The 13402-nt window shown below is 63.7% G+C and carries 11 protein-coding genes; 6 read left to right on the top strand and 5 right to left on the bottom strand.

Features of this window, described 5'->3' with window-relative positions:
* Positions 1-2 precede the first annotated feature (2 nt).
* The 5 genes from HG549_RS03075 to HG549_RS03055 all read right to left on the bottom strand — a co-directional run bounded on the left by HG549_RS03075 (position 3) and on the right by HG549_RS03055 (position 5003).
* Positions 3-458 (bottom strand): transposase, encoded by a 456-nt coding sequence (locus HG549_RS03075; RefSeq protein WP_170028104.1) that lies wholly within the window; start codon positions 456-458, stop codon positions 3-5.
* Positions 459-673: 215 nt separating this feature from the next.
* A complete protein-coding gene (gene speA, locus HG549_RS03070; RefSeq protein WP_170028103.1) occupies positions 674-2587 on the bottom strand; it encodes an arginine decarboxylase in 1914 nt (637 codons plus the stop codon).
* A gap of 151 nt (positions 2588-2738) precedes the next feature.
* A complete protein-coding gene (locus HG549_RS03065; RefSeq protein ID WP_170028102.1) occupies positions 2739-3110 on the bottom strand; it encodes a translation initiation factor Sui1 in 372 nt (123 codons plus the stop codon).
* A gap of 286 nt (positions 3111-3396) precedes the next feature.
* Complete coding sequence (locus tag HG549_RS03060) at positions 3397-3933, bottom strand: NUDIX hydrolase (RefSeq protein WP_170028101.1); 537 nt, start codon at positions 3931-3933, stop codon at positions 3397-3399.
* A 2-nt stretch (positions 3934-3935) separates the two neighbouring features.
* Positions 3936-5003 (bottom strand): DUF2333 family protein, encoded by a 1068-nt coding sequence (locus tag HG549_RS03055; protein ID WP_170028100.1) that lies wholly within the window; start codon positions 5001-5003, stop codon positions 3936-3938.
* Positions 5004-5253: 250 nt separating this feature from the next.
* Here HG549_RS03055 and HG549_RS03050 point away from each other — a divergent pair, with 250 nt between their 5' ends.
* From HG549_RS03050 to accC, 6 genes are all read left to right on the top strand, one after another.
* The gene (locus HG549_RS03050; protein WP_170028099.1) at positions 5254-6612 is read left to right on the top strand and encodes a diguanylate cyclase; all 1359 of its coding nucleotides are present in this window, start codon (positions 5254-5256) and stop codon (positions 6610-6612) included.
* 244 nt (positions 6613-6856) lie between these two features.
* Positions 6857-8818, top strand: coding sequence for a methyl-accepting chemotaxis protein (locus HG549_RS03045; protein ID WP_170028098.1), 1962 nt, complete (start codon positions 6857-6859; stop codon positions 8816-8818).
* Between the two features lie 219 nt (positions 8819-9037).
* Positions 9038-10810, top strand: a complete 1773-nt coding sequence (locus HG549_RS03040; RefSeq protein WP_170028097.1) for a protein-disulfide reductase DsbD — start codon at positions 9038-9040, stop codon at positions 10808-10810.
* A 177-nt stretch (positions 10811-10987) separates the two neighbouring features.
* Entirely contained in the window at positions 10988-11443 is a 456-nt protein-coding gene (aroQ, locus tag HG549_RS03035; protein ID WP_003255330.1) for a type II 3-dehydroquinate dehydratase, read from the top strand.
* A gap of 98 nt (positions 11444-11541) precedes the next feature.
* Positions 11542-12006, top strand: coding sequence for an acetyl-CoA carboxylase biotin carboxyl carrier protein (gene accB / locus HG549_RS03030; protein ID WP_170028096.1), 465 nt, complete (start codon positions 11542-11544; stop codon positions 12004-12006).
* A 17-nt stretch (positions 12007-12023) separates the two neighbouring features.
* On the top strand, positions 12024-13379 hold the full coding sequence (gene accC, locus HG549_RS03025; RefSeq protein WP_170028095.1) for an acetyl-CoA carboxylase biotin carboxylase subunit: 1356 nt from the start codon (positions 12024-12026) through the stop codon (positions 13377-13379).
* Positions 13380-13402: the final 23 nt, after the last annotated feature.

Here is a 13402-nt window from a genome sequence, read left to right as displayed (position 1 = left end):
GCTCACAGCCACACACAATCCCAATGTGGATAATCGCCAGCCCGCCGCACCAACCCAGCCCGAATGGGATTAGCAATGATGTATCGAGCAGCGGCTTTCACATCTTCCTCCCTGCGCAGAGCCCGGTCATGAAAGCCAGGCTGCCAGATATGCCGTCGCTCAGCGCCTCTGCGGTAAAGCGCACAACTGCTACGCGACTTGAAGCCGCACATGAGTTTGCCCAGGCTGCTCGGCCCAAGCTCGACCAGCCAATGCAGATGGTCTGGCATCAGAACCCACGCTAATGAGCGGCAACTACCTTCATGGTGACTCAGACGTAATTGCTGGATGGCCGCACGTGCGAACCAGAGGTTTCGGAACAGAGGTAGCCGCTGGCGAGTAATCGTGGTCAGCAGATAGAGCCGGCCTGGCTCTGAGAAGCGCCCTTGGCGTAATCGATGGTTACCGTGACGATCCATGTCGAACTCCCTTGAACATTGCATTCAAAGGTAGCCGTGGCGATGAAGGCCATCGCCAGCGAACCATTACCGGGTATGACGCGGTGAGGGCTACGCCCTCAGATCGCGACACAAGGCCGCTCCTACGACAGGCCGCATCACCCTGTCTCCATTTGTAACCGCTATCTCATGGAGCGGCCTTGTTTCGCGATTGGCCGCAAAGCGGCCCCCTGGGCTCAGGACGACAGGTACGAAGACCGGGTCAACCCCAGGCGCAAGGCATCCAGATACTGGGTCCGCTCACGCGCGCTGATCCTGGCACTGGCCACCTTGTCACGGTAATGAGTCATCAACTCCTCCGGCGACAGGTGCACGTAGCGCAGCATGTCCTCGATGGTGTCATGGGTCTCGATACCGGCGTGGTACACGCTGCCGTCGGCGTTCTGGTAGATGTTCACCGAGTCGGTGTCACCGAACAGGTTGTGCATGTCACCGAGGATTTCCTGGTAGGCACCCACCAGGAACACGCCCAGCAGGTAGTCCTCACCTTCCTTCACCGCATGCACTGGCATGCTGGTCTCGATGCTCTGCTCGTCGACGTACTGGTTGATCTTGCCGTCCGAGTCGCAGGTCAGGTCCTGCAGCACGGCCCGGCGCATCGGCTCCTCGTCCAGGCGGTGCAGCGGGATGATCGGCAGTACCTGGCCGATGGCCCAGGTGTCCGGCAGGCTCTGGAACACCGAGAAGTTGCAGATGTACTTGTCGGCCAGCTTGTCGTTGAGCTCGTCCAGCACCTGGCGGTGCGAGCGCTGGCGGGCTTTCAGCGAGTTGTGCAGGCGCCGGCACACGGCGAAATAGCACTGCTCGGCCAAGGCCTTTTCGGCCAGGCTGATCTTGCCGTCGGCGTACTGCGCGGCCACGTCACCCATGTAATGGGTGGCGCGCCAGTAAGTCTCGGTCACCATCTCGATGTCGGTCGGGCCGAGCAGGTCGACCAGCCACTGCACGGTCTCGGGCAGGGATTCCTTGTTTTCGATGGTCGGCACGTCGTCGTTGTGTTTCTCGACATCCGTTACCTGGATGACCAGCATGGCGTGATGCGCGGTCAGCGAGCGGCCACTCTCCGAGAAGATGTGCGGGTGCGGCAGGCCCTGTGCATCGCAGAACTCCTTGAGCATGCCGACGACCACGCCGGCATAGTCGTCCATGTCGTAGTTGATCGAGCTGGCATTGCGCGAGTGGGTACCGTCGTAGTCCACGCCCAGGCCACCACCGACGTCGATATGGTCCACCGGCAGGCCCAGCGCGCGCAGCTCGCCGTAGTACCGGATGGCTTCCTTGAAACCATGCTGGTAGTCGGCCAGGTTGGCGATCTGCGAACCCATGTGGAAATGCAGCAGGCGAATGCCCTGGTCCAGGCCGGCATCGCGGAAGCGCTGCACCACCGAAATCAGCTGGGCAGCCGACAAACCGAACTTGGACTTCTCGCCACCGGTGTCGGCCCACTTGCTCGAGGCCAGCGACGACAGGCGCACGCGCAGGCCTACCTGCGGCTTGACCTTGAGCTCGGCGGCTTCATCGATCACCAGCGCCACTTCCGACTCTTTCTCGATGACGATGAACACATTGTGGCCGAGCTTCTGGCCCATCAGCGCCAGGCGGATGAACTCGCGGTCCTTGTAGCCGTTGCAGACGATGGTGCCGCCTTTCGGCGCCAGCGCCAGCACTGCCAGCAGCTCGGGCTTGGAGCCGGCTTCCAGGCCGATGGAAACGTTTTGCGTGGCGATGATGTTTTCCACCACCGCTTCCTGCTGGTTGACCTTGATCGGGTACAGCGCGGTGTACTGGCTCTGGTATTCCAGGCGCGCGATGTTGGCATCGAAGGCGCCGGTCAGCTGGCGCACGCGGTCCTGCAGAATGTCGGGGAAGCGCACCAGCAATGGCAGCGACAGGCCGCTCTGGCGCAGTTCGTCGACCTGTTCGAACAGGTCGATCGGTGCGCTTTGCGGGCCGTTGGGGCGCACTTCGACGCGCCCGGCTTCATTGATGGCGAAATAACCAGCGCCCCAATGGCGGATGCCATAAACACTGCGGCTGTCGGCCACGGTCCATTGGCTACCATCGTCTTTGCGTGTGCGTCGTACGGACATTCAAGTCCCCTATAGATAAGTCGAAGACACTGCCCCGCAAGGAGGCGGGCGCAGTGTAAAAGCCAAAAATGACGATTCGTCCGTGCCCAGGGTAGACCCTGGTCACGGCAACGAGTTTAGAAAGCACTGGGCAAAAAATCGCGTGGCCGCATCAGCCGCCGGACTTTTTCGCCTTGAAACCCTGCTTGATCAGCTCGCCGATCAACAGCTCGACATGGTCGCCCTGGATTTCAATGACCCCATCTTTCAGGGCGCCACCGGTACCGCAGCGGCGCTTGAGGGTGGAGGCCAGCTCCTTGAGCTGTTCGAGCGGCAGCGGCACACCGCTGACGGTGGTCACGGTCTTGCCGCCGCGGCCCTTGCTTTCGCGGCGCACACGGGCAATGCCATCACCTTCGGGAATGGTTTGCTGCTTGCAGGTACAGGCATCCACCGGCTGGCTGCAGTCGGGACAGTGCCGACCAGCGTCGGTGGAGTAAACAAGACCGCCAAGGGCGGCGAAGGACGAAGCTTTCTTGGCCACTTTTGTTCCTCTGGGCTGAGGACAAAAACTGGTCGGCGGGAGCCGACCGCGAAGCCCCACTCTGGCAGGGGCGGCGCTACTGCCACAAGAACCGCGGCAGCCCGAAAAGGGCGCGCAGTTTAACGATAAATGCGGCTGTTGCTAAGTACCGGATTGCGGCATTTTGCGAAAGTTTTGCGACCCCGCGCGGGTACACCTGCTGCCAGCGGGATTTCACAGGCCAGGAGGCCTTCGCGGTATCTGTGGGTGCAGGTTACCCGCGAAGGGGCCGGCATGGCTCCCAGCCCTATTCGAGGCTGGCTTTATAGCGCTGCAATGCCGCCAACGAGTCCGGGCAATACGGCTTTGCCAGGCGCTCCTGCTCGACCTGCTCCAGGCCAATGAAGCGCGCCTCGATGACTTCCTCCGGCTGCAGCCGCAACGGCGCATCCGACACCGCCGAATACACCGCACACCACAAGCGGTTATCCGGCTGATCGAAGTAGAAGCGCTCGTGGAAGCGCAACTCGACACCGTCGATGCCCAACTCCTCGGCCAGCTCGCGCGCCGCCGAATCGGCATAGGCCTCCCCGGCGGTGACCATGCCGCCTGCCGCCACATCCCAGTAGCCCGGGTACAGCGCCTTGCTCAGGGTGCGCCGGTGCACGCACAGCTCACCGGCGCTGTTGAACAGCAGGATGAACGTGCACCGCCCGATCAGGCCGCGCTGGCGCAGCTCGGCGCGTGGCAAGGCCCCCAGGACCTGGTCGGCTTCGTCCACCCAGGTGACCAGCTCGCGGTCGGAAGCCGCCCGGTGGGCGGCCTCGTCAGGGCTGATAGCCATCTTCAACCCTGCGACAGCAGCTGACGCAGGTCGATCACTGCGGCGTTGGCCCGGGAAATGTAGTTGGCCATGACCAGCGAGTGGTTGGCCCACATGCCAAAGCCGCTGCCATTGAGCACCATCGGGCTCCACAAGGCTTCCTGCGAGGCTTCCAGCTCACGGATGATCTGCCGCACGCTGACCGTGGCGTTCTTCTTCGCCAGCACGTCGGCGAAGTCCACCTCGATCGCGCGCAGCAGGTGCGACAGTGCCCAGGCCTGGCCACGGGCTTCGTAGAACACGTTGTCGATCTGCAACCACGGGGTTTCCACCAGTTCTTCATCCACCTGCGGCGCCTGGCCGGCAACCACCGACTCGGTCTTCAGCGTGGTGTTGAGCTTGACCCGGCCAACGCTGGCCGACAGGCGCTGCGACAGCGAGCCCAGGCGGGTGGCCACGTCACCCAGCCAATTGTTCAGGTTGTCGGCACGGGTATAGAAGATCGCGCCCTTGTCGCCAGCCGCCAGACGGGTCTGGTAGCGGCTCAGCGACTTGATGCCCTCTTCGAACTCCGATTCGCTCGACGGCAGGATCCAGCTCTTGTTGTCGAAGTTGAAGCGCGGCTCGGCCTTGGCCAGGTCGGCGTCTTCGGTGGACTGCGATTGCGAGCGGGCGAAGTCCTTGCGCAGGGCACGGGACAGATCGCGCACCTGGACCAGCACGCCGTACTCCCAGCTGGGCATGTTGTCCATCCACAACCCTGGCGGGAAGCGGTCGTTGGAAATGTAGCCACCCGGCTTGTTCAACAAGGTGCCAGCCACGGTCTTGAGGGTTTCGACGGTGGTGTAGCCCACCACCATCTGCTGGCCAGCGCGCTCGGCTGCAGCCTGGGCGTTCTGCTGCACCGGGAACAGGGCCGGCTCCTGGCTCCAGTACCAGCCCAGGCCGATACACACCAGCAGGTACAACCCGATGAGGGTGCCCAATGCACGGCTCCAGAGGCCGCCAAGGTAGCTACGGGCGGCGGCGCCACGGCCATCGACGCGCTCACGGGGCTCGGCTTGGGCCTCGCGGTTTTTCCAGTCCAGCATGGCTTTGTCCTTAATCAGTCACGACGGTTCAGGGGCTTGGACCACAGGCCTGTGCCAGGGTGCCACGGCAAGCCCGCATGGCTGCACTATAAAGCAGACACCGCCTTACGCATAAGCGACCAATCGGTCGGCAACTGAATATTCGTTCTGCCCGCTTTGTTGATACAGAGCACTCCCGCACCGGCAAAGAACTGCTAGCATAGAGCCATCATCGCCTCTGCACCTCCCACCCCTACAAAGTAGCCAGGACATGAGCCAAGCAGTCGAGCCGAGCCCGCAGTGCCCCGCCCAACAGCTGACGCGTAGCGGCCTGCGCAAGGACGACCCGCTCGGCCAGTTGCTGCCATCGCCCATCCGCAAGCCGGTGTACATCCTGCTGCAGGACCACGAACGTGCCCAGCGCCTGGCCCAGCAACTGGAATTCTTTGGCCTGGTGGTGCAGGCGCTGGCCAGCACGTCGGCATTCCACGCCTCGATCGCCGAATACCCTCCCTCGGCCATCGTCATGGATGTCGATTTCAACGGCGCCGGCCAAGGCCTGCTGCTGGCGGCCCAGGTCCAGCAGGGGCTGGCCCGCCACATTCCGCTGCTGTTCTTCAGCCACCACGAAACCGATACCCCGACGCGCCTGGCCGCCGTGCGCGCCGGGGCCCAGGACTTTCTCACCGGTACCCTGGAAGCCTCCAGCCTGCTGGAAAAGGTCGAGCGGCTGACCAACGCCACCCCGCACGACCCGTTGCGCGTGCTGATCATCGACGATTCGCGCACCCAGGCATTGCACACCGAGAAGGTGCTGAGCAGTGCCGGCATGCTCACCCGCAGCCTGACCGACCCCATCCGCACCATGGCCGAACTGGCCGACTTCCAGCCCGACCTGATCATCCTCGACCTGTACATGCCCGCCTGCACCGGCCCCGAGCTGGCCAAGGTCATCCGCCACAGCGACCGCTACGTGAGCGTGCCGATCATCTACCTGTCTGCCGAGGATGACCTGGACAAGCAGCTGGATGCCATGAGTGAAGGCGGTGATGATTTCCTGACCAAGCCGTTTCGCTCACGCCAGCTGATCACCACGGTGCGCAACCGGGCCGCCCGTGCCAGGCACCTGAAGGCGCGCATGGTGCGCGACAGCCTGACCGGGCTGTACAACCACACGCATATCCTGCAACTGCTTGAAGACTGCAGCTTCCGCGCCCGGCGTGAGCAGCAACCGTTGAGCTTCGCCATGCTCGACATCGACCACTTCAAGAAGATCAACGATCGCCACGGCCACCCGATGGGCGACCGCGTGATCAAGAGCCTGGCGCTGTTTCTCAAGCAGCGCTTGCGAAAGACCGACTTCATTGGCCGCTATGGTGGCGAAGAGTTCGCCATCGTCATGCCCAACACCGCGCTGCACGCGGCGCACAAGGTGCTGGACGAAATCCGCCGGCGCTTTGCCGAAATTCTCTACCCGGCCCAGCCGCAGGATCTACGCTGCACCTTCAGTGCCGGGGTGGTGCAGCTGGACGACGGGCTGGATGCACTGACCATGGCCAGTGCGGCAGACGAGGCGCTGTACCGGGCCAAGCATGCCGGGCGTAATTGCGTGGTGCGGGTAGAGCCCTGAGTTGCTCATCGCCTGTACCGGCCTCTTCGCGGGCTCGCCCGCTCCCACAGGGATTACGCTGCATTCAGGACTGGTAGATAGCCTGTGGGAGCGGGCGAGCCCGCGAAGAGGCCAGTACAGGCAATACAGATACAGGCACAGTGCCACTTTTTTATCTGACACCAGCCCCTTTCGTCATCACTCCGTCACACAACCGCCATAACTTCAGCCACCGACTCTCTCCTCCCGCAGGAAGCTCGCGGCTATGCGCCTGAAGTGGCTGACCAATTTCAACACCCTGTTGCTGGTAACCGTGTGTATCGCCCTGGGCGCCACCCTGTGGTGGTCGCAGCGGGCCCTGGAGCGCCCCTATCAATTGATGGAGCACTACCTGGGCCTGTCCCAGCAGTTCCAGCACCAGACGGCAGGCAACATCCAGGCCTACCTGGCCAGCGGCGATGCCCTGCGCCACGCAGCGGCCCTGGAGGCCAACCAGCAACTGCAAGCGGCGTTGGCCGAATGGCCCGCAGGACTGGCCGACCAGCTGCGCCCCAGCCTGGACAGCCTGCAGGCCTTCACCGCCGAGGAACTGCTTGCTGCCGGCAAGCTGGCCGGCGACCCACAGGCGCTGCTGCTGCAGGCCGAGCGGGAGCTGGGGGCCAACTTCGAACAACTGGCTGATTACGTGCGTGACAGCGCCAGCGCCGACGCCAACCGCTACCTCCAGCCCCTGCTGGAGGCCACCGTGCACCTCGGTCGCCTTTCGCTGGCACGGGACAAGCTGGTCAGCAGCAGTCGCCCGGAACTGGCCGACGAAGTCGAGCGCGAGCTGCAGCGGATTCGCGCCCAGGCCCAGGTCATCGACAGCCTGCCACTGCTTGGGGTAACCCGTCCTGCCGAATCCGGCGCCGACGACTTTGCGGCCATGATGGGCCTGGAGACCCAGGCCAGCGCCCAGCAGGAAGACACCGCAATTGGCCTGAAACGTGAGCTGCAAAGCCTGCTCAGCCGCTACCCGGCCGAGCTGCAGCGCACCCGCGACCAGATCGAGCGCCGAGCAGCCCTGGCCGCCAGCACCGGTCAGCGTCTGCAAGCGGTGCAGCAGGCCATCGCCGCGCTGGAGCCAGAAGTACGCAGCCAGCACGCGAAGATCGCCGCCGAAGTACGCATCATCCAGGGCCTGATGATTGCCCTGATCCTGCTCATCGCCCTGCTGGTCGACACCTTGCAACGGCGCCTGGCACGCACCCTGACCGGCCTGGCCCCGGCCCTGTCGCGTTGGGCCGAAGGCGACTTCGCCAAGCCCATCACGCTGGGCAAGACCAACCGCGAACTGCACGACATCCAGGATTCGCTCAACCGCCTGCGCCAGTACCTGGTGGAGCTGGTCGGCACCATCCGCCACAACGCCGAACAGGTGGCCGGCAGCAGCCATGCCCTTGCCGGCATGAGTGCCGCGTTGCATGACGGTGCCGAACGCCAGGCGGGTGACACCGGGCAGATTCGCGATGCCCTGGGTGAACTGGAAGCGACCATCCAGCAGGTGGCCGGTGACGCCAGCGCCGCCGCCGACGCCAGCCGCGATGCCGGCCGCGCGGTGGAACAGGGCCAGACGGTGATTGGCCAGAGCCTGTCGGGCTTGCGCGCACTGGTCGATGAAGTGCAGGGCAACGCCCGCATGATCGAGCAACTGGCGGAAGAGTCGGCCACCATTGGTGGCGTACTGACGGTGATCCGCTCGATTGCCGAACAGACCAACCTGCTGGCATTGAATGCCGCGATTGAAGCCGCGCGTGCTGGCGAGATGGGCCGTGGTTTTGCCGTGGTGGCCGATGAGGTGCGTTCGCTGGCGCAGCGCACCACTGGGGCAACCGGCGAAATCCAGGCACTGATCGACCGCCTGCAGCAGGCCGCCAGAGGCTCGGTGGCCGGCATGCGTGCGCAGCTCGAACATGCCGAGGCCACCGCCAGCCAGGCCCAGGCCGCAGACGGGGCGCTGGACCAGATCGTCAGTGCCATCCGCACCATCGCGGATACTGCGGTGCGGATTGCCGACGTCACGGCGCAGCAGAGTGGCGCGGTAAGTGAAATTCGCGACCACAGCCAACGCATTCATGCGCTGGGCGAGGACAACCTGCAACGCATTGGCGAAGGGCGTGAGCAAGGCGAGCAGCTGCTGAGTCTTGGTGGTGAACTGAACCGGGCAGTGCGGGCCTTCAGAGTCTAGGTTGGCCTGTACTGGCCTCTTCGCGGGTAAACCCGCTCCCACAGGGATAGCGTATGGCTTGAGGTCCATGCGCTCGAGGTGGGAGCGGGTTTACCCGCGAAGAGGCCGGCACAGGCAGCAAATCAGCCAGCGGCCATGTGTCGCCCCCGCCGTCAGCATGGCCCCAACCTGCACCAACTCCGCTATCATGCCCGGCACGTTCGACCTCGCGAGTCCGCCATGCGCCGCCTGTTTTTCCTGCTGTTCCTGCTGCTGGCCAGCCCCGCCTTCGCCACGGGCCTGCTCGACAACCGCCCCAGCGCCACCCTCGGCGCCGCTTCGTTGTCCAACAACGCCGACTTCCTGCCGGTACACGAAGCGTTCAAGCTCAACCTGATCCAGGCCGATGCGCAAACCATCAAGCTGCGCTTCGTCGCCACCGATGGCTATTACCTCTACCGCCACCGTTTCCAGTTCCGTACGGAACCGGCCGACGTCGCCCTGGGCACGCCGAATATCCCCAAGGGCGAGGCCAAGCACGATGAATTCTTCGGCGATGTCGAGGTATACCATGGCGTGCTCGACATCGAACTACCGCGCAACGACCCGCGCGCCTTCACCTTGCTGGTGGGCTACCAGGGTTGTGCCGACAAAGGCCTGTGCTACCCACCGGAAACCGCACGCCTGAGCATCGATGGCGAAGCCGGTGCGAACACACCGGCCAGCACCGAGCACGGCTGGAGCTGGAAGTCGCTGCTGCTGTTCTTCCTTGCCGGGGTCGGCCTCACCTTCACCCCCTGCGTACTGCCAATGCTGCCGATCCTCTCCGGCGTGGTGCTGCGCGGCCAGGCCGGCGGCCTGCGCGGCCTGGCCCTGTCACTGGCCTACGTGTTGCCGATGGCGGCCAGCTTTGCCGTCCTCGGCGCCCTGATGGGCCTGTTCGGCGCCGGCCTGAACCTGCAGGCACGCCTGCAATCGGCCTGGGTGCTGGTGCCCTTCGCACTGTTCTTCGTGGTGTTCGCCCTGGCCATGTTCGGCCTGTTCGAACTGAAGCTGCCGCAGGCGCTCAATCAGCGCCTGAATAATGTCGCCAACCACACCCGGGGTGGCTCGCTGCTGGGCGCGGCGATACTGGGCGTGCTTTCCAGCCTGCTGGTTTCGCCGTGTGTTTCAGCCCCGCTGGCCGGTGCGTTGCTGTACATCAGCGCCAGTGGTGATGCCCTGGGCGGCGCCCTCAAGCTGTTTGCCCTGGGCCTGGGCATGGGCGCACCGCTGCTGCTGGTGGCCACCGGCGGCGCGGCCTGGCTGCCGAAAAGCGGCCCCTGGCTGAACACGGTGAAAAACGCCATTGGCGTGCTGCTGCTGGGCCTGGCCATCGGCCTGCTCAGCCGAGTGCTGCCGGGCCCGCTGACCTTGCTGCTGGTCGGTTTCCTGGCCGCCGGGGTGGCGCTGTTCCTGGGCGCCCTGGAGTTCGTGGTCAAGTCCCCGCGCCAGCGCCTGGCGCAACTGCTCGGCCTGGCTTTGCTGGTGTATGCCGTGGCCTGCTGGTACGGCGCGCTCAGTGGCCAGGGCGACCCGCTGCGCCCGCTGCCACCGCCGGCCCTTGCCAGTGCTGGCGGCAAACCGGCGGCTGCCGCGGATAGCTGGCACACCGTGACCACCCCGGCTGCACTGGACGCCGCCCTGGCCGAGGCCAAGACCGCCGGGCAACCGGTACTGCTGGACTGGTATGCCGACTGGTGCATCAGTTGCAAGGTGATCGAGCGCGAAGTGCTGACCGCGCCGCAGGTACAAGCCCAACTGGCCGGCTTCAAGTTGTTGCGTTTCGACATAACCGCCAGCAATGCCGAACAACGCGCGCTGCTCGACCGCTACCAACTGTTCGGCCCCCCTGCCCTGTTGTTCTTCGCCGCGAACGGCAGCGAAATCACCGCTGATCGGGTCATTGGCGAGCTAAACGCCAGTGAATTTGCGCAAATTCTTACACGCGTACGCGGCAAAGTCGGTCTATAACTTCTCGCGCGCGGTGAAAAACCGAAAATCAGTGACTGGATCTAGTTATCTGGTCACATATCTCGCGCGAATCTCGGACATCGTGCTGCCTATTGCCGGGAACTGGACACTCGCTGTCGCTTTGCGGCACACTCGCCGCGCTGTGTCGAATTGCCCTACAAATCCAAGGAATCGCAGATGGCAACGCTACTGGTGCTCCACGGCCCCAACCTCAACCTGCTCGGTACCCGCGAGCCTGGCCATTACGGCGCCGTGACCCTGGCCCAGATCAACCAGGACCTGGAGCAACGTGCCCGCGCCGCAGGCCACCATCTGCAATACCTGCAGAGCAACGCCGAGTACGAACTGATCGACCGTATTCACGCCGCACGCAACGAGGGTGTGGACTTCATCCTGATCAATCCGGCTGCTTTCACGCACACAAGCGTTGCATTACGTGACGCGTTGCTTGCGGTGAGCATCCCATTCATCGAAGTGCACCTGTCCAACGTGCACAAACGCGAACCGTTCCGCCATCACTCCTACTTTTCCGATGTTGCCGTAGGGGTGATCTGCGGCCTGGGCGCCAGCGGTTACCGCCTGGCCCTGGAGTCCGCGCTGGAACAACTGGCTGCCAACGCACAGCCCAAATGATGAAAACCCTGGCCTCGGGGCCAGGGTTCGAGAGAAACGTTTCAGATACGTTTTTTGTAATTTCGCCCCCTGACCGAACCTTTGGGAGTTGATGATTAATGGATATCCGTAAAGTCAAGAAACTGATCGAGCTGCTGGAAGAGTCTGGCATCGACGAGCTGGAGATCAAGGAAGGCGAAGAGTCGGTCCGTATCAGCCGCCACAGCAAGACCCCTGCTGCCCAGCAGTACTTCGCACCGGCCCCGGTAGCCGCTGCGCCTGCCGCTGCCCCGGTTGCCGCTGCTGCTGCCCCGGCCGCCGAAGCCGCTGCCGCTGCACCAGCCCTGAAAGGCACCGTGATCCGCTCGCCGATGGTCGGCACCTTCTACCGCAAGCCTTCGCCAACCTCGCCGAACTTCGCTGAAGTGGGCCAGAGCGTGAAGAAAGGCGACACCCTGTGCATCGTCGAAGCCATGAAGATGATGAACCACATCGAAGCCGATGTTGGCGGTGTCATCGACGCCATCCTGGTAGAAGACGGCCAGCCGGTTGAGTTCGACCAGCCGCTGTTCACCATCGTTTGAATCGCGGAGAGCCAACGATGTCTGGGAAGCTCGAAAAAGTCCTGATCGCCAACCGCGGGGAAATTGCCCTGCGGATCCTGCGTGCCTGCAAAGAGCTGGGTATCAAGACCGTCGCCGTGCACTCCACTGCCGACCGTGAACTGATGCACCTGGGCCTGGCAGACGAGTCGGTCTGCATCGGCCCTGCATCGTCCAAGGATTCCTACCTGCATATCCCGGCGATCATCGCTGCCGCCGAAGTCACCGGCGCCACCGCGATCCACCCGGGCTACGGCTTCCTGGCGGAAAACGCCGACTTCGCCGAGCAGGTGGAAAAATCCGGTTTCGCCTTCATCGGCCCGAAAGCCGACACCATTCGCCTGATGGGCGACAAGGTTTCGGCCAAGGACGCGATGATCAAGTCGGGCGTACCGACCGTACCGGGCTCCGATGGCCCGCTGCCGGAAGACGAAGAAGTCGCCCTGGCGATTGCCCGTGACGTCGGCTACCCGGTGATCATCAAGGCCGCCGGTGGCGGTGGTGGTCGCGGCATGCGCGTGGTGCACAAGGAAGAGGACCTGATCGCCTCGGCCAAGCTCACCCGTACCGAAGCTGGTGCTGCCTTCGGCAACCCGATGGTCTACCTGGAGAAGTTCCTGACCAACCCACGTCACGTGGAAGTGCAGGTACTGTCCGACGGCCAGGGCAACGCCGTGCACCTGGGCGACCGTGACTGCTCGCTGCAGCGCCGTCACCAGAAGGTACTGGAAGAAGCGCCAGCCCCGGGCATCGACGAGAAAGCCCGTCAGGAAGTGTTCAAGCGCTGTGTCGATGCGTGCATCGAGATCGGCTACCGTGGTGCCGGTACCTTCGAGTTCCTGTACGAGAACGGCCGCTTCTACTTCATCGAGATGAACACCCGTGTGCAGGTTGAGCACCCGGTGTCGGAGATGGTGACCGGTATCGACATCGTCAAGGAGATGCTGAGCATCGCCGCTGGCAACAAGCTGTCGTTCCGCCAGGAAGACGTGGTTATTCGTGGCCACGCGCTGGAATGCCGTATCAACGCCGAAGACCCGAAGAAGTTCATCCCGAGCCCTGGCAAGGTGAAGCACTTCCACGCCCCGGGCGGCAACGGCGTGCGCGTCGATTCGCACCTGTACAGCGGCTATTCGGTTCCGCCGAACTACGACTCGCTGATCGGCAAGCTGATCACCTACGGCAAGGACCGCGACGAAGCCATGGCGCGCATGCGCAATGCCCTGGACGAGATCGTCGTCGACGGCATCAAGACCAACATCCCGCTGCACCGCGACCTGGTGCGTGATGAAGGTTTCTGCAAAGGCGGCGTCAACATTCACTACCTCGAGCACAAACTGGCCAACCAGGAGTGATCGTGTAGTGTGATGTACCGAAA

Origin of the sequence: Pseudomonas sp. SK, from assembly GCF_012975065.1 — a bacterium.
Lineage (GTDB): Bacteria > Pseudomonadota > Gammaproteobacteria > Pseudomonadales > Pseudomonadaceae > Aquipseudomonas > Aquipseudomonas anuradhapurensis.
The sequence above is the reverse complement of the archived record's forward strand: the minus strand, read 5'-3'. Positions and strand labels throughout refer to the sequence as shown.

What these genes read in the sequence shown, in the direction of transcription:
- HG549_RS03075 (WP_170028104.1), bottom strand. Translation starts at nt 458, where the DNA reads ATGGATCGTCACGGTAACCATCGATTACGCCAAGGGCGCTTCTCAGAG.
- speA (WP_170028103.1), bottom strand. Translation starts at nt 2,587, where the DNA reads ATGTCCGTACGACGCACACGCAAAGACGATGGTAGCCAATGGACCGTG.
- HG549_RS03060 (WP_170028101.1), bottom strand. Translation starts at nt 3,933, where the DNA reads ATGGCTATCAGCCCTGACGAGGCCGCCCACCGGGCGGCTTCCGACCGC.
- HG549_RS03055 (WP_170028100.1), bottom strand. Translation starts at nt 5,003, where the DNA reads ATGCTGGACTGGAAAAACCGCGAGGCCCAAGCCGAGCCCCGTGAGCGC.
- HG549_RS03050 (WP_170028099.1), top strand. Translation starts at nt 5,254, where the DNA reads ATGAGCCAAGCAGTCGAGCCGAGCCCGCAGTGCCCCGCCCAACAGCTG.
- HG549_RS03045 (WP_170028098.1), top strand. Translation starts at nt 6,857, where the DNA reads ATGCGCCTGAAGTGGCTGACCAATTTCAACACCCTGTTGCTGGTAACC.
- HG549_RS03040 (WP_170028097.1), top strand. Translation starts at nt 9,038, where the DNA reads ATGCGCCGCCTGTTTTTCCTGCTGTTCCTGCTGCTGGCCAGCCCCGCC.
- aroQ (WP_003255330.1), top strand. Translation starts at nt 10,988, where the DNA reads ATGGCAACGCTACTGGTGCTCCACGGCCCCAACCTCAACCTGCTCGGT.
- accB (WP_170028096.1), top strand. Translation starts at nt 11,542, where the DNA reads ATGGATATCCGTAAAGTCAAGAAACTGATCGAGCTGCTGGAAGAGTCT.
- accC (WP_170028095.1), top strand. Translation starts at nt 12,024, where the DNA reads ATGTCTGGGAAGCTCGAAAAAGTCCTGATCGCCAACCGCGGGGAAATT.